Raw genomic sequence first — 20,720 nt, 5'->3', positions numbered from 1 at the left:
TGAGATAGACAGTGAAAAAAGCTTTCCTCGCAATGACAGCCATCGCTGCAGCCTGTGGCGCTTCCGGGGCATTCGCCCAAACCGCATCTGGCGTGACGCTGTACGGCCTGGCCGACATTGGCATCGAAGCCATCAATCACGTGCCGGGCAACAGCACCGGCGGCAACACCGCTGTCCGCATGAATGCCGGCAACCTGAGCGGTTCGCGCTGGGGCCTGCGTGGCACGGAAGATCTCGGCAACGGCCTGAAGGCGATCTTCACGCTCGAAAGCGGCTTTGACCTCGACACCGGTATGTCGGCCCAGGGTGGCCGCCTGTTCGGCCGCCAGGCTTACGCTGGCCTGCAAGGCAACTTTGGCGCCGTCACGCTGGGTCGTCAGCAGACCGCGCTGTACGACCTGTTCGGCGCCTATGACCCGATGGGTGCCAACCCGCGCTACTCGCTGGCCGCTGTCGACTCGGCATTCAATGGCCGCGCTGACAACGCCATCAAATACACCGGCAAGTTCGGCGGGCTGACCGCCATCGGCTTCTACAGCTTCGGTCGCGACAACAACGGCGAAGTGCCGGGCGCAGCCAAGGTGGCCCGCAACTACGGTCTGGGCCTCGCCTATGCGGCAGGCAACCTCTCGATCGGTACCGCGTATGACCAGTACCAGGGTGCCACGGTCGCGCTGCAGGACCGCAGCGCCAAGCGCGCCGCGATTGGTGCGTCGTACGCCTTTGGCGATGCCAAGGTGTTCGGCGGCTTCCGCTGGCTGCGCGACGACGGTACGGCCAGCGCCACGGCCACCATCACGCGCACCAACGTCTACTGGCTGGGCGGCCAGTACCGCGTCATGCCGGCCCTGCTGCTGACGGGCGCTGCGTACTACACGGACAACCGCAACTCGAGCGCGGATCCGTGGATGTTCGTACTGTCGGCCGACTACTCGTTCTCCAAGCGCACCGATGTCTACCTGAACATCGGCTACGCGAAGAACAAGAACGGTTCGACGCAAGGCCTGAGCGGCTCAGGTTCGACCTTTGTTGCAGCGGGCGAAAACCAGACCGGCGCCACGATCGGTCTGCGTCACCGCTTCTAAGCCGTACGCGCCGGACGACGGCGCATCACCAAATCGTCGTCACCCGCACCTCCTTTGGGAAGCCGCGGCGTGACGACACCACGTTCATATCGACCTTGCCTCCTTGCAGGGCTCGTTGGGCCGATTCTCGATTGCTGAATCGGCCTCTTTTTGTTTCTGCCCGTCTCCCCTGCGACCCGGCGCACGCGTGCAATCTCGTACGCCGTCCGCGTTGCGCCACGTCCCAAACCACATCGTATCGACGCTGTACTCAGCGCGTTGCTCGCCCCGCAGGGTTGACTGGCGAGCCCGTGGCTTCTGGCCTGTGGCGGATCATGGAAACGCTCAGCATCAACGCACCGACAGCCAGCCCTGCCAGATGGGCAGCAGCAAGGGGCGGTGCACCAAGCCAGGCCACAGCATCCATGCTGACGCCACCGAGCCACTGCCAGACGGCACGGCCGACAAGCGCGGCCAGCACAACGGCGGCAATCGCTTCGCGACGCGCACGTGGCAGCAGCGCCAGCACAGCAAGGCCGTAGTTGATGCCGGAGAACCCGGCATAGAACTGCAGCCCAGGCAGGGCCGCAAAGAGAATCAGACCGATCAGCGTGGCGAGCACCGCGCAACGGCGCCAGGCACACAGCGACGCGGGCAGGATGGCCGCGAGTGCGGTCAAACCACCCACGTTGAGCAGGCAGTGCGCCCAGGTGAGGTGGACGAGGTGACCGGAGACCAGCCGCCACACCTCGCCATTGATGATGGCGGCGCGGTCATAGCGCAAGGCATCAACCACCGTTGCTCCGCCCGCCTGCAGCGCAAGCATCAGCAAGGCGGCCACCAGGAAGCCCGGATGCACCGGGCTGTGCGACCGCCAGTCAGGCCAGCGGTGTGCCCAGGTGCTCAGGCGCGCCACGAACGGCGGCGTGCCAGGGCGACCATGCCGGCCGTCAGCGTCAGCCATATCAGCGGGTCCAGCGAGCCCGAGCCCGAATCACCCACGTTGTTGCTGCCGCCGGGTGTGCCCGTGCTGCCTTCCGGGGTCGTGCTGCCGGTGCCCGGGGTGCCGCCCGTCGCCTGCGTATTGAGCGCAAAGTCAACCAGCACCGGATCGTGGTCCGAAGAACGGTAGGCATCCGGCGCATAGTACGTCTGCTGCTGCTCGGCGCTCTTGTAAGCGAACGAGTATTCCAGCGCGATCGGCTCGTCGGCATTGATGTGCCATTCATGCACGGCGCGCACGCGATCCGCCAGGCCGGACGTCGCCAGCGCGTGGTCGATGTAGCCTGACTCACCACCAAACACATAGCTGTACGCGTCCTTGCCGACGAACTTGGCAACCATGTCGGCGTAGCCCTTCTGTGCGAACAACAGCACCGGGTCTTCCTTGGCGTAGCTGTTCAGGTCACCGATCAGCAGCTTGCCCACGTCGGCCACGCCCGTCGGCGAGGTGGCGAGCCAATCGGCGATCAGGCCCGCGGCGCGCAGGCGGGTGGGGTTCCAGCAGCTCTGGCCATCGCCCTGGTCGGCGTCCTTGCCGGTGGCACCGGTACAACCCTTGGACTTCAGGTGATTGACCACCACGGTGAAGTTCTGCGTGCCACCAATACGGCGGAAGCTGCGAGCCAGCGGCTGGCGGTTCTTGTCGTCAATCGCCAGCGTTGCGACTGTGCCAACCGGTTCCACCGTGCGGCTGTTGTAGATGATCGCCACCGTGATCGCGTCGCCGCCCAGCTTGGGCACGCCCGGATCAACGAAGCGCCAGTCGGCACCCAGTTGGCTGGTCAGGCGGCGGATAGCACTCAGGTCACCATAGCCATCGTTCTCGATCTCCATCAGGCCAACCACATCGGCGTTGATGGCGCGGATGGCCGCAACGATCTTGGCTTCCTGCCGCTCGAACTCAGCCTGCGTCTTGGCGCCGCGGTTGTTCGGATCGTCGAAGCCGGCACCCTTGCCGTCGCCATTGAAATAGTTGAGCACGTTGAACGAAGCTACGCGCACGTCTGCCTGTGCGTGACGCGCGGGCGCACCGGTGCGCGGGTTGCCGGCAGCGTTGAAGACCGGCGCAGCAGCACCAGGCACCGGTTGCAGACGCCACGCGTTGTAGCGCATCTCCAGCACGCCCTGCACACCGCTCACCGTGTAACCGGCGCGCACCGGGTTGGCGGCGGACAGACCCGGTGCTGGATACGGCACCGTGCCTGGGTTCTGCTGGTTGGAGCCATCATCGAGTACCAGGCGGTTGAGCGCGTTGGCCGCAGCCTGCGCAGCCGCACCGTTCGCAGCTGGGGCCACGTTGGTCGGCAGTGGCAGACGACCGTTGCTGAGCAGCACGCTGCCATAGCGGCCAAGCTCGTACGTCTCGCTCACGGTGAGCGTCTGCGGCAGGCGCACCAGCATGCCTTCATAAGCTGACAGCGACTTGGCATCGGCCAGAGGTAGCGTCACATCCGCCGGCGTCACGCGGTTGCCACTGGAGCAGCTTGCAAGGCCATTCGTGGCCAGCGTCAGTTGGGTCTGGCCGTACTTCTCTTCGACCTTGCCGACGAGGTGAACCAGATCGCCGGCACGCGCGGTCACGCCGGGCGCATAGATGAACAGGCCCTCAGATACGCCTGCCAGCTTGCGGCGCTGCGCGTCGGGCTGCTGCACGAAGAAGCCGTTGAAGCCGTTGGTGCCGCTGTAATCAGCCGTCACCACGGCCTCGATCTCAACGTTCTGGCCGGCCAGCGGCGATGTTGCCCCTGCGCCCTGCACATCTGCGATATGCGTGGCCGCCGCGCCGCACACGGGCAGCACCGGCGGCGGCGTTGGCGTACCGCCCTGGCCGTTGTACAGGCCGAGATCGGAGAAGTCGTCGACATTGAACGCATCCCATTGCACAGCCGGATCGAAGACTGCGGAGATGTTCGTATCGCCTTGCTTTACCGTGCTCTTGCGGCGCAGTGTGTGGTCCATGGTGCCGGCCGTGGCCGTACCCCAGTAGCCCACTGCAGGCCGGTAGCCGACTTGGCCGATGTGGTCCACCACCGTGCCGGAGCGCGTGAGGGTGATGGCATCGTCGCCATTGAAGGTGAACGCCGCAGTCTGGTTGACCTTGGAGCCGAGCACACCGGCCAGCGTGCTGTGGGCCATCACGTACACCGCGCCCGGGGCAAGCTTGCCGGTGAGCGCGAAGGACGTGGTCGGCGTCGCGGCACCGTTGTTGTATTGCTCGACCTTGTAGAGCGACAGATCGACCTCGGTGCTATCGGGGTTGTAGATCTCGAGCGCCTTGTTGTTCGATGTGCCTTCAACGTATTCGCTGAAGATGAGCTCGGCATGGGCTGGCAACGCCATGGAGAGCACGATGGGAAGGATGTAATGCAAACGCATGGGATGGGGTCGGAAAAGCGGCGCGATGGCGCACCTGTGGTTGTTGTATTGAGGCTGGAGCGTGCCGCGCCATAGGCGAGACATGCTCCAGCCCTGCTGCGGGTCAGGGCGTTTCGATGTAGCTCTGCGTGCTGTAGTCCGCCACCGGCAGCTTGTTGAGCTGCTTGGTGGTGCCGGGCAGGCCATCCACATAGGTGAGGAAGGCTTCGGCGTAGTCGAGGCCGACTTCGGTACGGCGTGCACCGGTCACGCTCTTCATCGTGGTGTAGCCGTCCTGGCCATCCGCAAGGAAGTTGATGGTGACCACGCTGTAGGTCTTGGCCAGGTCCAGCGGCACATAGCCCGAGGCGGTCTTCACTTCGAGCTGGCTCAGGCGCGAGCCGGCGGCCTGGTTCAGGTCCACCTTCCAGCGCAGGCCACCGGTGTAGGGGTAGGAACCGGTGTTGTTGGCGACCACCGATGCGATGGCATCCTCCAGCGTGGCCTTCACTTCGGCGCCCGTCATCTTGAGCTGCACCAGCGTGTTCTTGAACGGCAGCACGCTGTAGATGCCACCCACGGTCACGTTGCCGGCCGGCAGATCAACACGCACACCACCACCGTTCTGGATGGAGATGTCGGCGTTGAAGAAGGCCTTGCCGCGCTCCAGGAACGCCTGGGCCACGAGCTGCTGCACATCGCCGCCATGGGCGATGACATCGGCGTCTTTGTTGCAGACGTCGCCCAGCGTGGAGCGCGTGGCGTCCCGCTTGGTGCCGGGTACGCGGCGCAGGCACAGGTTGGTCGGCGCGGTGGCCACGACCTTCTTGCCCAGCGCGTCCTTGTCAGCCTTGTAGCCGGCCAGCTTGGCGGCCGCAGCAGTATCCGGCGTAGTGACGCGCAGCACGCCGCTAGCGGCGATGTCCTGGCGAATGGCGGCGGCGTCAGCATCGGACACCGCCACCGTGCCACGCTTGAAGGTGTCGCCAATCAGCACGTGCGGCGTGCCCTGGCAGTTGACGACATCGCCGTTCTTGTCGAAGTCCACCTTCAGCTCACCGACCACGTAGCTGTACTGCCACGCCTGCACCACGCAGACGGGCTTGCCGTCCTTGTCAGTGGTGCGGGTCGGGTAGTCGCCTTCCGGGGTCAGGCCCAGCGGCTGCATGGTGGCCTTGGGCCCGAGCAGCGTGTGGGAATCTGCCCCCACAATCACGTCGACACCGCTCAGTTGCTTGGCCAGCGCCAGCTCACCGGTGTAGCCCACGTGCGAGGCAATCACGATCTTGTTGATGCCCTGGGCGCGCAGGCGGTTGATCTCGGCCTGCGCGGCCACGGCTTCGTTGTCGAACGTGGTGCCCGCATCCGGGCGCGAAGAATTCTTGGTCTTGTCAGCGATGGTCAAGCCGATGATGCCGATCTTCTGCCCGTCGCGCTCCACCACGGTCGAGGCCTTCACCGGGCCCTTGGCCAGCGCGGAGGTGGCCGCAAACTTGGCGTTGGCACTCAGCACCGGTGTCTTGCAATTGCCTACGTGCAGGTAGTCGATGAAGGTCTTCAGGCCGCTATCGGTGTTGTCGAACTCGTGGTTGCCCAGCGTGAACGCATCAAAGCAGACCGTGTTCATCATCTCCGCATCGGCCTTGCCGTTGCTGAGGTTGAAGTACAGGTCTCCGGTGACGGCGTCGCCCGCGTGAATCTTCACCACGTTGCGCGAAGCACTTGCCAGCGACTGGATGGCGGACGTCACGCGCGCGAAACCGCCGTACTCCACATCGATCGCCTCACGCTTGCCCGCAGCCGTCATCAGGTTGAGCTTGACCGACTCCGCATCGAGATGGGAGTGGTGATCGTTCACGTGCAGAAGCGTCAGCGACAGCGGCTTGGCTTCGGCGGGCTGCGCCGTTGCGGGCGGTTGGGTGGATGCGGTTGTGTCGTCACCGCCGCCGCAAGCGGCCAACGAGAACAGCGTCGAAATCAGGACGAGCGAATACGCGCCCGCCTGACGTTTGGAATGGCGTGCCATGATTAACTGCTATGGGTTGGGTAAGACGCAGACTTTCAGCAATGCGGATGACGTACACATTGCGGGCCGCCATGGTTCTTTCAGCGATCCCTAAGCTACCTTTTTGTTTGCTTTATCTGCACCAGGCACATCCACTCGATTGACGCTGCTGCACCCAAAAAGAAAAAACCCGCGATGCTTTCGCAGTCGCGGGTTCTTGTTGATCAACGAATGTGCGCGTTATCCGCCGATGGTCACGTTGAGGACGACACCGCTCGGTTGCACGAGGTAATAACCGCCGTTGACACCAATCCAGTGGGCTCCGCGCGGCGGCGGTGCCAGATGATGGTCACGCCAGTTGTCGATGATGTATTGGCGATCGCGGTACTCAGGTGGAATCCGTTCGCCACGGTTCCAGCGGTGGGCCATCTCGCGATCGGCACGGCGGTCGACATCGACACGCTCTTCGTGACGGTCGCGATCCCCACGGTGGTCACGGTCATGGTCTTGTGCGTGGCTCGCGAGCGGCACCAGCGCAGAGACCGCCAGCATCAAGGAAGTCAGAATCTTGGCTTTCTGCATCGATCTTCTCCTATGGAACGTCCGGTCAGTGCCGGACCTTGCTTCCAGTCTAGGCTTAAGGGGGCCTGAAGGCTGTGACGAACACGGTTAAGGATGTAACGGAAGATTATTGTGCGTCACTCGCAGGCTTGCGCCGTGTCAGTTCAGCGCGTCGTTGCTGGGCTGCCGTCTGTTTCCGCAGCAATCGTTTTCCACGTCTGGGATAACCGAAGCCCTGCCTCGAAACCCGACCGAGCCGGCTATGTACGCAATGCACAACATGGCGATCCTGCGTTGCTGCGGCATGCGCTCACGCCCAAGATCCTGACCGGGCAGCTCGCGTCGACATCCTGTTTGCGTATCTCACGCCGCATCTGCAAGCGCGCCTGAACACCTCACCGGCCGCCGGGCGGAACATCGCCCTCTTCCTGCCAGCGATGATGGTGTGAGCGGGCCTGAGCTGGTCGATCTCGCCCATCGTGCGGAACTACCTGATGCACAGTGCGCCGGACCAGGCGGATGCGAGCCTTGGGATCAACGTCTCGGCCATGCACCTGGGCGTGGCGCTGCCTGCGGATGCCTGAAGCCTGACGCTCAGCGCATCTCGAACTGCTTGCGCCAATCGCGTGGCGACAGCCCGGTGCGCTCCTTGAACACACGCGACAACGCCGACGGCCCGGCATAGCCCAACTCTTCGGCCAGCAACTGGATGGGCCGGCCTTCGCGCAACCGCGTCTGTGCAAGCGAGACGCGCCAATCCGCCACATAGTCCGCCGGCGTCTGCCCAACGATCTGCTTGAAGGCTGCTGCAAACGCACTGCGCGACATGCCAGCGCGGGCCGCCATGGTGTCGAGCGTCCACGCTGCGCCGGGCGATTCATGCACGGCCACCATCGTGCGGGCCAGGCGCGGGTCTGACAGCCCAGCGATCAACCCCGGCTGGACGCCGGCGTCCTCGGGGTGATCGACCAACCAGCGCAGCAGCTGGATGCAGACCACGTCGAACAGTCGGTCAGCCAGCACGCGCTGGCCGCAGCGCACGCGATCCGTCTCAGCGAACAGCAGGGCCAGTGCCGCATCCAAGCCTTCTACTTTCTCCAGCGGCAAGACGATCAGCGCAGGCAGGCCGCGCGCCAGCGGGTTGAGCGCACCCCCATCGAAGTCGAGCGTGGCGCAAGTGAAATCCGATCCGTCGACAGGCGGATTGTGAAAGCAGTGCGCCACCGGACGCGGATAGAACAGCACGGCCGGCGCCTGCACACGAAGGTGTGTCGGCAGGCCGTCCACTGCATCTGGATGCGTGAGTTCCAGCTCGCCACGCCGCAGCACATGCAGAAACCCCTGCCCAGCATCCGGCGCGAACTGCGTCACACCGCACAGTGGCCCCGAATGGAACAGACGTGCCCGCACGCGAAAGCGCTCCAGCAGGCCGGATAGACGATCCAGTGGATTCACCGCACTCATTGGACGAATTGGTATGAAATTAAAACTAAATCATCCAAATCATACATTCTCCGCCACCATACTGCTTGCACGTCGACGGCGCACCCCACGCGCCCGGCGCTCCGATCTAACCCATCCATGAGGAGTGTTTCCATGACTGCCCGCGTTCCCCTGCATGACCGCACCAGCGCCCCCATCGACAGCAAGGCCGTGCTCGATCAGATCCAAGGTGCATTTGGCGCAACGCCCAATATGTTCCGCGCCGTGGCCAATTCACCGGCAGCGCTCACGTCGATGTGGGCCGCGTTTGGTGCACTCGGCCACGGGCGCATTCCGGCCGTGCTCGGCGAGAAGATCGCCGTGGCGGTAGCCGACCGCAACCGTTGCGAATACTGTCTGGCCGCCCATACGGCGCTCGGCAAGAAGGCCGGCGTCTCCGGCCACGACATGGCCGAAGCCCAGGCCGGCCGCGCCGCCGATGCAAAGACGGCCGCCGCGCTCGGCTTCGCACTCAAGCTCGTCGAGCAACGCGGCCGGATCGCAGATGCCGAGGTGCAGGCCCTGCGTACGGCCGGTTTCGATGACGGTGAAATCGTCGAAATCCTGGCGCACGTGGCGTTGAACCTGTTCACCAACTATGTGAGCGTGGCCTTCAACGTGCCGGTGGATTTTCCGGGCGTGAAGCTGCTGGCCGCAGCCTGATCGGCCCGAGCGGCGGGAGACGCACCACGCGGCGTGCCTCCCATTTATGCGTTCTTTACACCGCGAGCGATCTCTTTACACCATCTTTGCGGCGCACTCCGTATAACGAAATCAAGCCGTATGCCCTCGCAACGGCGCCGCCCGGCCACCGCAGGTGAACCCGACCCAGCCTGCCGCCGCCCGATCAACGTGCAAGGAACACGCGATGCTCAAACTCCTCGTCCCCGTCAATGGCTCCCGGCATGCGCTGGATGCCGTGCGCCATGCAGCCTTCCTGTATCGGGATCGCTGCGCGTCCGACATCGTGCTGCTCAACGTGCAGGAGCCGATCGAGGGCGGCCGCGCCAGCGCCTACCATCCGCTGGAGATGCTACGCAGACTCGAAGAACAAAGCGGGGAAGAGGCACTTCGCCCAGCGCGCAGCATTCTGGATGATGCCGGCGTCAACTACACCGCTCAGGTCAAGATCGGGCGCGTCGCCGAGACCATTGCGCAAATGGCCGCCGCCAACCAATGCGACATGATCGTGATGGGCACGGCCGGGCGCACCGCTGTCGGTTCGCTCATGTCGAGCCGGCTGTCCAACCGATTGATCCGTCTGTCGTCGATTCCGGTGACGCTGGTGCGGTAACGCGTTCAGCCAGACCAATACAGAAGCCGTCGATTTTTTGAACTTCTGTACCTGTCGGGCCATTCCCGGTGGGTGCTAGCCTGCAAGCTCATCTTTTCTCCGCTCGCAGGCTTCATCATGCCAACACTCACCAACCTGCTCACCTTTGCCCTGGTCGCGCTCGGCATGGTGCTGACGCCCGGCCCGAACATGATCTACCTGATCTCACGTTCGATCTGCCAGGGGCGCAATGCGGGGTTGGTATCCCTGATGGGCATTGCTACGGGGTTCGTGTTCTACATGCTGTGCGCGGCGTTCGGCATCACGGCGCTGCTGATGGCGGTACCGTTTGCCTATGACGCCCTGCGCTTTGGCGGCGCGATTTATCTGCTGTATCTCGCCTGGCAGGCCGTGCGCCCCGGTGGCCGCGCGCCGTTCCAGGTGCGCGAGCTGCCGGTGGACAGCCCGCGCAAGCTGTACACGATGGGCTTGCTGACCAGCATGCTCAATCCGAAGGTGGCGGTGCTCTATCTATCGCTGCTGCCGCAGTTCATCGAACCCGCGCACGGCAGTGTGCTGGTGCAATCGGTCTGCCTCGGCCTCACGCAGATCTGCGTGAGTGTGACCGTCAACTCGATGATTGCCGCCACGGCCGGCAGCATTGCCGCATTTCTGTCCCGCAAGCCGAGCTGGCTGTCGATCCAGCGCTATTTGATGGGAACGGTGCTGACCAGCCTGGCACTGCGCATGGCAATGGAAGCGCGCAAGTAAGCGCTCGATAGGGCGCGGTCACTGCGGCGCACCATCCTCACCGTCGACAACCCTGATTGACACGGCTGCCGCCATGTCCTTGGATACCGTGAGGTGACTCCAAGGAGACGACGGCATGCACCCAGACGATCCGCAGCAACGCGCCCGGCGGCGCGGCGTACTCAAGGCGCTTGGCACGCTCGGTGCCGGCACCGCGCTTAGCCACCCGGCGTTGACGGCGCTGGCCGCCACCACAAGCAGCGTCACCCTGCCCTTCGACAACGGCGTGCGCGAACTGGTGGCCTTTCCCCAGAAGCGCCCGCTGATTCTGTTGACCAGCCGTCCGCCTCAGTTGGAAACACCGTTTGCGGTGTTCAACGACGGTGCCATCACGCCCAACGACGCCTTCTTCGTGCGCTACCACTGGGCCGGTATTCCCACCTCGATCGATCCCGCAACGTATCGCCTGCAAGTGGGCGGCAACGTCAACACGCCGCTGGACCTATCGCTGGCAGACCTGAAGGCGCTGGGCGAGCCGCGCGAGATCGTGGCCGTCAACCAGTGCTCGGGCAACGGGCGTGGCTACTTCCAGCCGCGTGTTGGCGGCGGGCAGCTTTCCAACGGGGCGATGGGCAATGCACGCTGGACGGGTATACCGCTCAAGCAGGTGCTGGAGAAGGCCGGCGTGCGCGCGGGCAGTGTGCAGGTGGTATTCGATGGCCTGGACCACCCGCCGCTGGCCGACGCCAAGAGCCCCGACTTCATCAAGGCGCTGGAGATCGACCACGCGCTCGACGGCGAAGTCATGATCGCCTGGGCCATGAACGGCGCCGACCTGCCCATGCTCAACGGCTACCCGATCCGCCTGATCGTGCCTGGCCATTACGGCACGTACTGGGTCAAGCACCTCACGAACATCCAGGTCGTCGATAAGACATTCGATGGCTTCTGGATGCGCACGGCCTACCGCATTCCCGACAACGCCTGCGCCTGCGTGGCGCCGGGCACCGCGCCCGCAAAGACAGTGCCGATCGGCCGCTTCAATGTGCGCTCGTTCATTACCAGCCTGACCGATGGCGCGACCGTTGCGGCCGAACGTGAACACATCGTGCGTGGCATCGCCTTTGATGGCGGCTACGGCATCACCGAGGTGGCATTCTCTGCCGATGGCGGGCGCACGTGGGTTGAAGCACAGTTGGGTGAAGACCTGGGCAGATACTCATTCCGAGAATGGCGCGCACCGTTCAAGCCCACGCGGCGCGGGGCGTACGAACTGAAGGTGCGGGCCATCAACCGCATCGGCCAGAGCCAGCCGATGACGGCGCTATGGAATCCGCCCGGCTACATGCGCAACGTGGTGGAAACCACGCGCGTGACCGTTGCGTGAGGAGGCCGACATGCTCGATCACAGAATGCTGCGCACCAGCCTCGCACTCGCAACGCTGCTCGGTGCCGCAGCCGCGCACGCGCTGGACGTCACGCTGCCGCCCGAAACCGCGCAATACAAGCCGAGCGACCTGCCCGGCTATCGGCTCGTGCTGCAGAACTGCATGATCTGCCACGCTGCACAGTACGTGCAGACGCAACCGCCCACGCTGCCGCGCAGCTACTGGGAAGCTACCGTCAAGAAGATGAAGGCGCCGTTTGGCGCCCCGTTTCCTGAGGAAGACATCCCGACGATGGTCGACTACCTGGTGAAGACCTACGGTGCAGAACGCTCACAAGCCAGTCCCGCCAAATGACAAGCGGGGCGATCCGGCCAAACCGGATCGCCCCGTTGTCATCACCGCGCTACCGAATCAGCGACGGCGCATGTAGAACGTGAAGACCTTGTCGTGCTCGCTGTGCTCCAGCAGTTCGTTGCCGGTCTGCTTGGCGAACGCCTGGAAGTCGCGCGTGGCGCCAGGGTCAGTAGCGACGATCTTGAGCACATCGCCGCTCTGCATATCGGCAAGCGCCTTCTTCGTGCGCAGGATGGGCAGCGGGCAGTTCAGGCCACGTGCGTCAATTTCCTTCTGGAACTCCATGTCTTCCTCTGGGTTTCGAGCGAATAGCTTGGCACTGCTCGCGTCAGTCATTCCGCTATTGTAACGAGCCGCGTGGGTTGCCACCGGCGCGGTGGCGGCTCGGCCGGCTCGCCGGTGCGGATGTCGATGTAGCTCACGGGCAGGCCGCGTGCCGTCAGGAAATCGGCCACAGCATAACCAGTGCCGGCCGTCCACGGGCGCACCTTTTCAAACGGCTTCAGGCGGTACTCGGCCAACTCTTCCGACAGCGCGATCTCACCATCAGCCACCACGTGGTAGGCAATGATCAGCTCGTTCTTGCGGATGAACTCGTACACACCGATCAGCGAGATCGATTGCGCGTCGAGATTGGTCTCTTCCTTCAGCTCGCGTGCGATGCCCTCTTCGGGCGTTTCGTCACGCTCCATGAAACCGGTGACGAGCGCGAACATGCCTTCGGGCCACAACGCGTTGCGCGCCAGGAACATCTGCCCACGATATTCGACCACCGCTGCCAGCACCGGCAGCGGATTGTTCCAGTGGACAAAGCCACAATCCGGCACAGGACAAGCGATGCGCAGGCGGCCGGCGTTGTGCTGCTCGGCGAGCGGCGTGGCGCACTGCGGGCAGAAGCGGTAGTCGAAGCTCATGGTGGTGAGATGGGCGGGTTGACGATGAATCAGGCAGCTTGTTCGCAGGCGAGGCGGATGTCGGCGGCAAAGGCTTCCACCGTCTCGGGCCGCACATCCCACGAGCACATCAGGCGGCAGCCGCCTGCACCGATGAACGTGTAGAACTTCCAGCCGCGTGCGCGCAGCGTTTCGATGGCCGCCAACGGCAGCTCGGCAAACACGGCGTTCGATTCGGTCGGGAACATGATGCGCACGCCAGGCACATCGGCGATACGCGAGTGCAGCAGTTGCGCCATCGCGTTGCCGTGGCGCGCATTGCGTAGCCACACGTCGTTCTCCAGCAGGCCCAGCCACGGTGCGGAGATAAAGCGCATCTTCGAAGCAAGCTGCCCCGCCTGCTTGACGCGATACGCAAAATCCTCAGCGAGTCGGCGATCGAAGAAGACGACGGCCTCGCCCACCGGCAGGCCGTTCTTCGTGCCGCCAAAGCACAGCACGTCCACCCCTGCACGCCAGGTGATCTCTGACGGATGCACACCGAGCGACGCCACCGCATTCGCAAAACGCGCGCCATCCATATGCACACGCAACTGGCGGCGCTTGGCGATGGCGGCAATCGCGCGCACCTCTTCCACCGTATAGACCGTCCCTACCTCGGTCGACTGCGTGAGCGAGACAACCTTGGGTTTCGGGTAGTGGATATCGGAGCGGCGCGTGACCAGCGCTTCCACCGCATCGGGCGTGAGCTTGCCGTTCTCGCCCTTGGCGGTCAGCAGCTTGGAGCCGTTGGAGAAGAACTCCGGGCCGCCGCACTCGTCCGTCTCGATATGCGCCAGCTCGTGGCAAATAACGGAGTGGTATGACTGGCACAGCGATGACAGCGCCAGCGAATTGGCCGCCGTGCCGTTGAAGACGAAGAAGACTTCGCAGTCGGTCTCGAACAGGTCACGAATGCGATCGCACACGCGCTGCGTCCAGGAGTCATCGCCATACGCGGGCTCGTGGCCGCTACCGTTGGCTTCCAGGAAGTACTTCAGCGATTCCGGGCAGAAGCCCGCGTAGTTGTCGGAGGCGAAATGTTGCATGGGCTGCATCGCGGGCCGGCGGCGTAATTGGGGAAAGGCGTTACTTCTGTTCAGACCAGAGCACGCCGCCGGTCGCCCAGTTCTCGCGCTTGACATCGTTGATGATGATGTCGACGGCGCCCGGCGCACAGCCCAGGGTTTCGCAGGTGACGCGCGTCACTTCTTCGACGAGCTTCTTCTTCTGCTCAACGGTACGGCCTTCAAACATCTCGATATGGAAAGTCGGCATGGTGTCTCCGGTGTGAGTGATTCGCGTGTTCAGTCGCGATAAGAGGCGTCAATTTTATCCAGTTTGCGCAGTAGGGCCGGCCACTCCATCACGCCTTCGATGGCGCCGCCGTCTTCCAGCTGTTCGGCAGCGCGATCGGCCAGGTGCGGTACGGGTGAGACCACCTCGCCGCCCGTCAGCGCCTGAATCTGGATCTCGCATGCCTTGATGAGCGTGGCCATCAGCACATGGGCTTCTGCCACGGTGCGGCCGATGGTGAGCGTGCCGTGATTGCGCAGCAGCATGGCGAATTGAGCCCCAAGCGACGCAGTCAGGCGAGTGCCCTCTTCCGGCGTAAAGGCCAGGCCCTCGTAGTCGTGATACGCCATGCGCTTGTGAAAGCGCAGTGCGTGCTGCGACAGCGGCAGCAAGCCGTGCTTCTGCGCGGACACAGCAATGCCGGCCGTGTTGTGCAGATGGATCACGCAATGCGCATCGGGGCGCGCCGCATGCACAGCAGCGTGCAGCGCAAAGCCTGTGACGTTCACCAACGGCCGTGTTGCAGCGTCGGGCCAATCGCCAACGAGCTGGCCCGCACCGTTGATCTTGACCAGGTTGGACGCGGTGATCTCGTCAAACGCCAGACCGAAAGCGTTGATGAGGAAGTGATCCGGCTCACCCGGAACGGTGGCCGACAGGTGGGTGTAGATCAGATCATCCCAGCCGTTGAGCGCAGCCAGTCGATAGGCGGCTGCCAGGTCGACACGTACCGCGCGCTCGGCTTCGCTGATCTCGCCCCCGGGCACAACGGCACCGGGGCGCAGGGCAAAAGACATGGGGCTCCTCCAATGGAGGAGGCATTCTAGAACGTACGTGCCGCATGAGCGAGATGCGGCGCGGCGACCTGCGCTACATGCAGTCCATCACGCACGTACGGGCGAGAGGGGCGAAGCACGCTTGACCGCAATGAAGATGGCCACGCCCACCACCAGCGACACCGCCGCCACCGCCAGCGATGCACTGAAGCCACCCGTGGCTGCAAACAACCGATTGGCCAGCGGCGGCCCAGCAATCTGACCAATGCCATAGGCAGCCGTCATCAGCCCCATCAGGCGCGGTGCGGCGTGCGGCCACAGACGGCGCGCCTCGCGCATGGCAAACAGCGTGATCGCCGTAAATGGCAGGCCAAGCAGCGTGCTCGACAACGCCAGCCCCGCCACCGTCGGCCAGACGATGCTGACTGCCACGGCAATCGCCTGCATGGCATACGCCGTGGCGAGCAGCGAACGGTTGTCGCGCGCAAGGCTGATCCGTGTGGACAGAAATGCGCCCAGCGCCACCCCCGCGCCGAACATCGGCCAGAACAGATCGGGCCAGATCGAGCCCGCCGGCAGCACCTTGCGCGCGATCACCGGCAGGAAGGTGGCCGTGATGATGTAGCCGAAGCCGGCCAGACCGTAGGCCAGAGTAACGGCCGTGGTGGCTGCATCCAGAGGTGGTACGCCGCCGATTGCAGCAGCGGGCGCGGCCGCATGCGCGTGGGGTTCGGGACGAATGGTCGACCACACCGCCGCTGTCAGCATCGCCGACAGCACACCAAACGCAATCCACGCCGACGTTGCATGCCAACCCAGTGCCACCATGCCACTGGCCGCCAGCCCCGGAATGGCAATGCCGAGCCCAGGCCCACAGAAGATGATGCCGCCCAGCGCCGCGTGCCCCAGCTCCGTCAGCTTGTGCAGGCACCACCCCGCGGTGAACACGAACACCAGCGCGCTCGCCATGCCGGCCGCAAAGCGCAGCCCAAGCCACGCCGGCTGCCCTTGCAGCACGCCCATCCCCGCTGTGAGCAGCACCGTGGCGATCAGGCCAATGCGGATCAGCCGCGCCGCATCGCCCCGCACCGCCATGCAAGCCAGCGCGCCCAGGAAATAGCCCAGGTAGTTGCCCGTTGCCAGCCAGCTCCCCTGCGCCAGCGACAGGCTGCCGTCGTGCAGCATCATCGGCAGGATCGGGGTGAAGGCGAAGCGGCCGATGCCCATTGCCACGGACAACGCGACCATGCCGGCAATCGCGACGCGCCAGGCCACGCCGCGCGCGTCATGCGCGGCAGACAACGAAGAGGAGGAGGACGGGGACGACAGCGCGGATTGCATGGTGGTGCCCAGACGGGGAGATCGGTACCTCATCGTACGCAACGCGGTTCATTCCGAAAAATGAATTATATTGAACGAATCTATTAGCAATTGAGATGCATCATGGATCTGGCCTCGCTCGAAATCTTCCGGACCGTCGTGCGCGAAGGCGGCGTCACACGGGCGGCTCAGCAATTGCACCGGGTGCAGTCAAACGTGACCACGCGCATCCGTCAGCTGGAGACCTCGCTAGGGGTGCAGCTATTTGTGCGCGAGGGCAAGCGCATGGTGCTTACGCCGGCCGGCCAGACGCTGCTGACCTATGCGGACGACATCCTCCGCCTTGCCGCCGAAGCCCGACAGGCCGTGCAGCCACGTGAGCCGCACGGGCGCCTGCGCATCGCCTCGATGGAAAGCACCGCTGCCAGCCGCCTCCCCGGCCTGCTCGCCACGTTGCACCAGCGCTGGCCGCGCGTGCAGCTGGAGCTGGTGACCATGCCGACGCGCCAGTCGATCCAGGCGCTGTCGAACTTTGAAGTCGATTGCGCCTTCGTTGCGGAAACCGCCTGCCTGACCAATACGCGCGCTGCGCTCACGACCCTGCCAGCGTTTGCCGAAGCGCTGGTGCTGATCGCCCACCGCTCGCATCCACCCATCCGCCGCGCGGCCGATGTGCAGACACCTGCCTTGCTGGCCTTCGAGGCGGGCTGTGCCTATCGGCAACTGATCGAAGACTGGTTTGAGGCCGGTGGCGTGGCGCCGTCGCGCGTGCTGGAGCTGGGTTCGTATCACGCCATCATCGCGTGCGCAGCGGCGGGGATTGGCGTGGCGCTGGTGCCGCGCTCGGTGCTGGAGCTGTACACGAACGCGCCGGACATCAGCATCCACGCGCTCGACAAACCCGGCCGCGTCGACACCATCCTGGCGTGGCATCGCGACATGGCAGGGCCGGCGCTGCAAGCACTCGTGCAGGTGCTGAGCGAGCCGCATGCCACGGCAGACGTGCCCACCGCTGAAGCCATCGCCGCCTAAACTGGGTAGAACAGCTGGATACACAGACCCCGCCGCCGGTCTAACAAGAAAGGCGGTCACAAACGGAGGCTGTCATGCGACGGTCGTCTCGTGCAGCACAGTGCATGGCATGGATGGCGGGCATGCTGACCGCCGCATGGAGTTGCCTGGCGCTGGCATCTGCGCCGGTCGTGGTGCTGCCGCTCACAGGGGCCATCGGACCGGCCAGTGCAGCCTACGTCGTGCGCGGACTGGAAGACGCGCACAAGCAAGGCGCACAACTTGTCGTGCTGGAAATGGATACACCGGGCGGGCTGGATGCGTCGATGCGGCAGATCATCCAGGCCATCCTGGCTTCTCCGGTGCCGGTGGCAGGCTATGTAGCGCCGGGGGGTGCACGCGCAGCCAGTGCCGGCACCTACATTCTCTACGCCTGTCATGTTGCCGCGATGGCGCCGGCTACCAATCTGGGGGCGGCATCGCCGGTGTCCATCGGCATCGGCGGGCATGCGCCGCCCGGCCCCACGCCAAACCCTGGTGATACCGCCAAGCCGGCCAGCGCCCCTGCAGCCGCCTCCAGCAACGAAGACACGCTCGCCCGCAAGCAGATGCACGATGCTGCGGCCTACATCCGGGGCCTGGCACAACTGCGTGGCCGCAACGCAGCATGGGGCGAACGCGCCGTCCGCGAAGCCGTGAGCCTGGACGCGTCCGAAGCCGCCAACCAGCGTGTGATTGACCTCATCGCCAACGACGTGCCCGACCTGCTCAAGCAGGTGGATGGCCGCACGCTGCGCACTGCCACCGGCACGGTCACGCTACACACCGCCGATGCGCAGGTCCAGACCCTCGAGCCTGGCTGGCGCAATCATTTCCTCGCCGTCATCACCGACCCGAGCCTGGCGTTGTTGCTGCTGACGGTGGGCGTGTACGCGTTGATCTTCGAGTTCTCCACGCCGGGCATGGTGGTGCCGGGCCTCCTGGGGGCGATGTGCATTCTGGTGGCGCTCTACGGGCTGCAGATGCTGCCGATCAACTACGCGGGGCTGGCGTTGATTTCGCTTGGCCTGGGCTGCATGGTGGCCGAGGCGTTCCTGCCGACCTTCGGCGCGCTGGGCGTGGGCGGCATCGTCGCGTTCATCCTGGGCGCGGTGATGCTGATCGATACGCAAACACCCGGCTTCGGCGTGCCGCTGCCGCTGATCGTGTCGATGGCCTTCGTGAGCCTGACGGTGATCCTGCTGCTCTCAAGCATGGCGGTACGTGCACGACGTCGGCCGAAGGTGACCGGCGGCGACACCATCATCGGCATGACGGGTGAACTGCTCGAACTCGATCCGACCGACCCCCGAGACCCGGCTGCCGGCTGGGTGCAGGTCCACGGCGAGCGCTGGCGCGTGCATTGCGACGGCCCGCTCGCACGTGGCGATCGTGTGCGTGTGACCGCAAGGCACGGGCTCACGCTCAATGTCGTGCCGGCCTGAGCTTCTCAAGGAGAAGAAAAATGCTCTATGGATTCTTCAGCGCAGGCGGCCTGATGTTTCTGGCTGTGCTGCTGATCATCTCGTCGTTTCGCGTACTGCGCGAGTACGAGCGTGGGGTGGTGTTTCTGCTGGGCCGTTTCTGGCGTGTGAAAGGGCCAGGGCTGGTGCTCATCATCCCGGCAGTGCAGCAGATGGTGCGTGTGGACCTGCGTACCGTGGTGATGGACGTACCGCCGCAAGACGTGATCTCGCACGACAACGTGTCAGTCAAGGTCAACGCGGTGGTGTACTTCCGCGTGGTCGATCCGGAGCGCGCCATCATCCAGGTCGCCAACTTTCACGAGGCCACCAGCCAGCTTGCGCAGACCACGCTTCGCGCCATTCTCGGCAAGCACGAGTTGGACGAAATGCTGGCCGAGCGCGAGAAGCTCAACCTCGACATCCAGAAGGTTCTCGACATCCAGACCGACCCGTGGGGCATCAAGATCGCCAACGTGGAGATCAAGCACGTCGACCTGAATGAATCGATGATCCGCGCGATTGCGCGTCAGGCCGAAGCTGAACGCGAACGCCGGGCCAAGGTCATCCATGCAGAGGGTGAATTGCAGGCCTCGGAAAAACTGCTGGAAGCCGCGCGTATGTTGGCGCAGCAGCCCGAAGCCATCCAGTTGCGCTATCTGCAGACCCTTACGCAGATTGCGGGCGACAAGAGTTCCACAATCGTCTTCCCGCTGCCGATGGAAGCGCTAGGGGCGTTGAAGAAGGCTTAGTGGATGGATTGACCGTTGTGGGTGCATCCGTGGTTTCGCCCCCCGGCCAGGGCCGACTCACTTCCTTAGTCTTGCCAGAGAAAGTCAGCAAAGAATGTCGCCACATCAGGGACGAACGGTCGCACCACTGGGGCGCAGGTGGTCATGCCCAGGTGCGCTTGGCTTGTTTCATTTCCCTCCAGCAGCAGCCCAGTCGATGGCCGCATCGAACAGTGTGCGACCTGTCGACGTGAGGTTCGGGAAGGTTTCGTTGTCGAGGAAGAAGAACACGCGGCGGGCGGGGGCCAGCGTTTCATAGTCCATCGTCGCGCCTTTCTCGTAGCCGAAGATGGTTGCCTTGGTTGGGTCACCCGCCACGCTGGCGATGATGTTCGCACCCAGGCCCGGCTTGCCCCAGCCCATCGGGGCGTCCTTGGCGTAGCCCACGGCCACGCCTGCCGGCACGCCGCCCGAGAGTGGGTGCGGTGCGTTGACCATCCACAGGTAGTGCTCCTTCTCGACCATGCCGAAGTCAGTGCCGAGGCGCTTGCCCGTCATCGCCAGGTCGTCGAGCAGGTCGTTCTCCCATGTCATCAGCGGCACGGGCACGTTGCGATAGGCACCCAGCAGGTCGCGCGAGCGCACGGTAGACGACAGCACAACGAGGTCGAAATCCTTCGCGCGCTCTGCCGGCTGGTATTGGTCGTACAGCGTGACGGCATAACCTCGCGATTCGAGATGCGCGACGATCTGCTTGTCGATGGGCAGGCTCTTGCCTTGCATGCGGACGACCATCAGGACCGTCTTGCCGGCGCCTGGTTGCGTATCTGCGGCAGCGGGTTGGGTGAAAGCGAATGCCATCAATGCGACGGCAAGGAAACGAAGCAGCGATTGCATGGGTTGCACTCCTGAAAACAT

The 20,720-nt window shown here is 64.3% G+C and carries 21 protein-coding genes and 1 pseudogene; 10 read left to right on the top strand and 12 right to left on the bottom strand.

The annotated features are described in order from the left end of the window. Positions 1-11: 11 nt before the first annotated feature. The gene (locus R2N11_RS06485; RefSeq protein ID WP_316680540.1) at positions 12-1,085 is read left to right on the top strand and encodes a porin; all 1,074 of its coding nucleotides are present in this window, start codon (positions 12-14) and stop codon (positions 1,083-1,085) included. 250 nt (positions 1,086-1,335) lie between these two features. Here the strand turns inward: R2N11_RS06485 and rrtA are convergent, their stop codons facing one another. From rrtA to R2N11_RS06465, 4 genes are all read right to left on the bottom strand, one after another. Further along, positions 1,336-2,028 carry a rhombosortase gene (gene rrtA / locus R2N11_RS06480; protein WP_316680539.1) on the bottom strand — a complete coding sequence of 231 codons (693 nt, stop codon included), beginning with the start codon at positions 2,026-2,028 and terminating at the stop codon, positions 1,336-1,338. Next, the gene (locus tag R2N11_RS06475) at positions 1,968-4,442 is read right to left on the bottom strand and encodes an ExeM/NucH family extracellular endonuclease (RefSeq protein WP_316680538.1); all 2,475 of its coding nucleotides are present in this window, start codon (positions 4,440-4,442) and stop codon (positions 1,968-1,970) included. The genes rrtA and R2N11_RS06475 overlap by 61 nt, the downstream gene beginning before the upstream one ends. 103 nt (positions 4,443-4,545) lie before the next feature. Next, positions 4,546-6,447, bottom strand: a complete 1,902-nt coding sequence (locus R2N11_RS06470) for a bifunctional metallophosphatase/5'-nucleotidase (RefSeq protein ID WP_316680537.1) — start codon at positions 6,445-6,447, stop codon at positions 4,546-4,548. Between the two features lie 219 nt (positions 6,448-6,666). After that, positions 6,667-7,008: an RcnB family protein gene (locus tag R2N11_RS06465; protein WP_316680536.1), complete on the bottom strand. Its 342-nt coding sequence runs from the start codon at positions 7,006-7,008 to the stop codon at positions 6,667-6,669. A 377-nt stretch (positions 7,009-7,385) separates the two neighbouring features. Here R2N11_RS06465 and R2N11_RS06460 point away from each other — a divergent pair. Continuing rightward, positions 7,386-7,556, top strand: a pseudogene (locus R2N11_RS06460) (MFS transporter); the annotation flags it as partial. A gap of 25 nt (positions 7,557-7,581) precedes the next feature. Here R2N11_RS06460 and R2N11_RS06455 read toward each other — a convergent pair. Then, positions 7,582-8,451, bottom strand: a complete 870-nt coding sequence (locus tag R2N11_RS06455; protein WP_199028582.1) for an AraC family transcriptional regulator — start codon at positions 8,449-8,451, stop codon at positions 7,582-7,584. Positions 8,452-8,583: 132 nt separating this feature from the next. On the opposite strand from R2N11_RS06455, the gene R2N11_RS06450 reads away from it, so the two are divergent. The 5 genes from R2N11_RS06450 to sorB all read left to right on the top strand — a co-directional run bounded on the left by R2N11_RS06450 (position 8,584) and on the right by sorB (position 12,234). Further along, positions 8,584-9,132, top strand: a complete 549-nt coding sequence (locus R2N11_RS06450) for a carboxymuconolactone decarboxylase family protein (RefSeq protein WP_316680535.1) — start codon at positions 8,584-8,586, stop codon at positions 9,130-9,132. A 205-nt stretch (positions 9,133-9,337) separates the two neighbouring features. Next, positions 9,338-9,763 carry a universal stress protein gene (locus tag R2N11_RS06445; protein ID WP_199028586.1) on the top strand — a complete coding sequence of 142 codons (426 nt, stop codon included), beginning with the start codon at positions 9,338-9,340 and terminating at the stop codon, positions 9,761-9,763. Between the two features lie 117 nt (positions 9,764-9,880). Beyond that, positions 9,881-10,513, top strand: a complete 633-nt coding sequence (locus R2N11_RS06440) for a LysE family translocator (protein ID WP_316680534.1) — start codon at positions 9,881-9,883, stop codon at positions 10,511-10,513. Between the two features lie 115 nt (positions 10,514-10,628). Continuing rightward, a complete protein-coding gene (gene sorA, locus R2N11_RS06435; RefSeq protein ID WP_316680533.1) occupies positions 10,629-11,879 on the top strand; it encodes a SorA family sulfite dehydrogenase catalytic subunit in 1,251 nt (416 codons plus the stop codon). 10 nt (positions 11,880-11,889) lie between these two features. Further along, positions 11,890-12,234 carry a SorB family sulfite dehydrogenase c-type cytochrome subunit gene (gene sorB / locus R2N11_RS06430; protein ID WP_430715417.1) on the top strand — a complete coding sequence of 115 codons (345 nt, stop codon included), beginning with the start codon at positions 11,890-11,892 and terminating at the stop codon, positions 12,232-12,234. Between the two features lie 57 nt (positions 12,235-12,291). Here sorB and R2N11_RS06425 read toward each other — a convergent pair whose 3' ends face one another. The 6 genes from R2N11_RS06425 to R2N11_RS06400 form a co-directional block, all read right to left on the bottom strand. After that, complete coding sequence (locus R2N11_RS06425; protein ID WP_199028617.1) at positions 12,292-12,519, bottom strand: sulfurtransferase TusA family protein; 228 nt, start codon at positions 12,517-12,519, stop codon at positions 12,292-12,294. 47 nt (positions 12,520-12,566) lie between these two features. Beyond that, positions 12,567-13,148: an NUDIX hydrolase gene (locus R2N11_RS06420; RefSeq protein WP_316680532.1), complete on the bottom strand. Its 582-nt coding sequence runs from the start codon at positions 13,146-13,148 to the stop codon at positions 12,567-12,569. A 29-nt stretch (positions 13,149-13,177) separates the two neighbouring features. Beyond that, positions 13,178-14,215 (bottom strand): threonine aldolase family protein, encoded by a 1,038-nt coding sequence (locus R2N11_RS06415; protein WP_316680531.1) that lies wholly within the window; start codon positions 14,213-14,215, stop codon positions 13,178-13,180. A gap of 40 nt (positions 14,216-14,255) precedes the next feature. Beyond that, on the bottom strand, positions 14,256-14,444 hold the full coding sequence (locus R2N11_RS06410) for a 4-oxalocrotonate tautomerase (RefSeq protein WP_199028596.1): 189 nt from the start codon (positions 14,442-14,444) through the stop codon (positions 14,256-14,258). Between the two features lie 29 nt (positions 14,445-14,473). Then, positions 14,474-15,259, bottom strand: coding sequence for a class II aldolase/adducin family protein (locus R2N11_RS06405; RefSeq protein ID WP_199028598.1), 786 nt, complete (start codon positions 15,257-15,259; stop codon positions 14,474-14,476). Between the two features lie 87 nt (positions 15,260-15,346). Next, positions 15,347-16,579 carry a YbfB/YjiJ family MFS transporter gene (locus tag R2N11_RS06400; protein ID WP_316680530.1) on the bottom strand — a complete coding sequence of 411 codons (1,233 nt, stop codon included), beginning with the start codon at positions 16,577-16,579 and terminating at the stop codon, positions 15,347-15,349. A 102-nt stretch (positions 16,580-16,681) separates the two neighbouring features. On the opposite strand from R2N11_RS06400, the gene R2N11_RS06395 reads away from it, so the two are divergent. The 3 genes from R2N11_RS06395 (at position 16,682) to R2N11_RS06385 (ending at position 19,823) form a co-directional block, all read left to right on the top strand. Next, positions 16,682-17,590, top strand: coding sequence for a LysR family transcriptional regulator (locus tag R2N11_RS06395; RefSeq protein WP_199028601.1), 909 nt, complete (start codon positions 16,682-16,684; stop codon positions 17,588-17,590). Between the two features lie 74 nt (positions 17,591-17,664). Next, positions 17,665-19,053, top strand: coding sequence for an NfeD family protein (locus R2N11_RS06390; RefSeq protein ID WP_316680529.1), 1,389 nt, complete (start codon positions 17,665-17,667; stop codon positions 19,051-19,053). A 20-nt stretch (positions 19,054-19,073) separates the two neighbouring features. Next, positions 19,074-19,823 (top strand): slipin family protein, encoded by a 750-nt coding sequence (locus tag R2N11_RS06385; RefSeq protein ID WP_199028605.1) that lies wholly within the window; start codon positions 19,074-19,076, stop codon positions 19,821-19,823. Between the two features lie 168 nt (positions 19,824-19,991). On the opposite strand, the gene R2N11_RS06380 is transcribed toward R2N11_RS06385, so the two are convergent. Next, positions 19,992-20,699 carry a hypothetical protein gene (locus R2N11_RS06380; protein WP_316680528.1) on the bottom strand — a complete coding sequence of 236 codons (708 nt, stop codon included), beginning with the start codon at positions 20,697-20,699 and terminating at the stop codon, positions 19,992-19,994. Between the last annotated feature and the right edge of the window lie 21 nt (positions 20,700-20,720).

It is taken from the genome of Ralstonia flaminis, assembly GCF_958415495.1.
Lineage (GTDB): Bacteria > Pseudomonadota > Gammaproteobacteria > Burkholderiales > Burkholderiaceae > Ralstonia > Ralstonia flaminis.
Note: the sequence above shows the minus strand (reverse complement) of the source record. Positions and strands in the feature narration are given on the sequence as shown.

Coding starts and splice junctions, on each gene's coding strand:
- R2N11_RS06450 (WP_316680535.1), top strand. CDS start 8,584: ATGACTGCCCGCGTTCCCCTGCATGACCGCACCAGCGCCCCCATCGAC.
- R2N11_RS06445 (WP_199028586.1), top strand. CDS start 9,338: ATGCTCAAACTCCTCGTCCCCGTCAATGGCTCCCGGCATGCGCTGGAT.
- R2N11_RS06475 (WP_316680538.1), bottom strand. CDS start 4,442: ATGCGTTTGCATTACATCCTTCCCATCGTGCTCTCCATGGCGTTGCCA.
- sorB (WP_430715417.1), top strand. CDS start 11,890: ATGCTCGATCACAGAATGCTGCGCACCAGCCTCGCACTCGCAACGCTG.
- R2N11_RS06385 (WP_199028605.1), top strand. CDS start 19,074: ATGCTCTATGGATTCTTCAGCGCAGGCGGCCTGATGTTTCTGGCTGTG.
- R2N11_RS06455 (WP_199028582.1), bottom strand. CDS start 8,451: ATGAGTGCGGTGAATCCACTGGATCGTCTATCCGGCCTGCTGGAGCGC.
- R2N11_RS06420 (WP_316680532.1), bottom strand. CDS start 13,148: ATGAGCTTCGACTACCGCTTCTGCCCGCAGTGCGCCACGCCGCTCGCC.
- R2N11_RS06400 (WP_316680530.1), bottom strand. CDS start 16,579: ATGCAATCCGCGCTGTCGTCCCCGTCCTCCTCCTCTTCGTTGTCTGCC.
- R2N11_RS06405 (WP_199028598.1), bottom strand. CDS start 15,259: ATGTCTTTTGCCCTGCGCCCCGGTGCCGTTGTGCCCGGGGGCGAGATC.
- R2N11_RS06380 (WP_316680528.1), bottom strand. CDS start 20,699: ATGCAATCGCTGCTTCGTTTCCTTGCCGTCGCATTGATGGCATTCGCT.
- R2N11_RS06425 (WP_199028617.1), bottom strand. CDS start 12,519: ATGGAGTTCCAGAAGGAAATTGACGCACGTGGCCTGAACTGCCCGCTG.
- R2N11_RS06390 (WP_316680529.1), top strand. CDS start 17,665: ATGCGACGGTCGTCTCGTGCAGCACAGTGCATGGCATGGATGGCGGGC.
- R2N11_RS06395 (WP_199028601.1), top strand. CDS start 16,682: ATGGATCTGGCCTCGCTCGAAATCTTCCGGACCGTCGTGCGCGAAGGC.
- sorA (WP_316680533.1), top strand. CDS start 10,629: ATGCACCCAGACGATCCGCAGCAACGCGCCCGGCGGCGCGGCGTACTC.
- R2N11_RS06465 (WP_316680536.1), bottom strand. CDS start 7,008: ATGCAGAAAGCCAAGATTCTGACTTCCTTGATGCTGGCGGTCTCTGCG.
- R2N11_RS06470 (WP_316680537.1), bottom strand. CDS start 6,447: ATGGCACGCCATTCCAAACGTCAGGCGGGCGCGTATTCGCTCGTCCTG.
- rrtA (WP_316680539.1), bottom strand. CDS start 2,028: ATGGCTGACGCTGACGGCCGGCATGGTCGCCCTGGCACGCCGCCGTTC.
- R2N11_RS06415 (WP_316680531.1), bottom strand. CDS start 14,215: ATGCAACATTTCGCCTCCGACAACTACGCGGGCTTCTGCCCGGAATCG.
- R2N11_RS06410 (WP_199028596.1), bottom strand. CDS start 14,444: ATGCCGACTTTCCATATCGAGATGTTTGAAGGCCGTACCGTTGAGCAG.
- R2N11_RS06440 (WP_316680534.1), top strand. CDS start 9,881: ATGCCAACACTCACCAACCTGCTCACCTTTGCCCTGGTCGCGCTCGGC.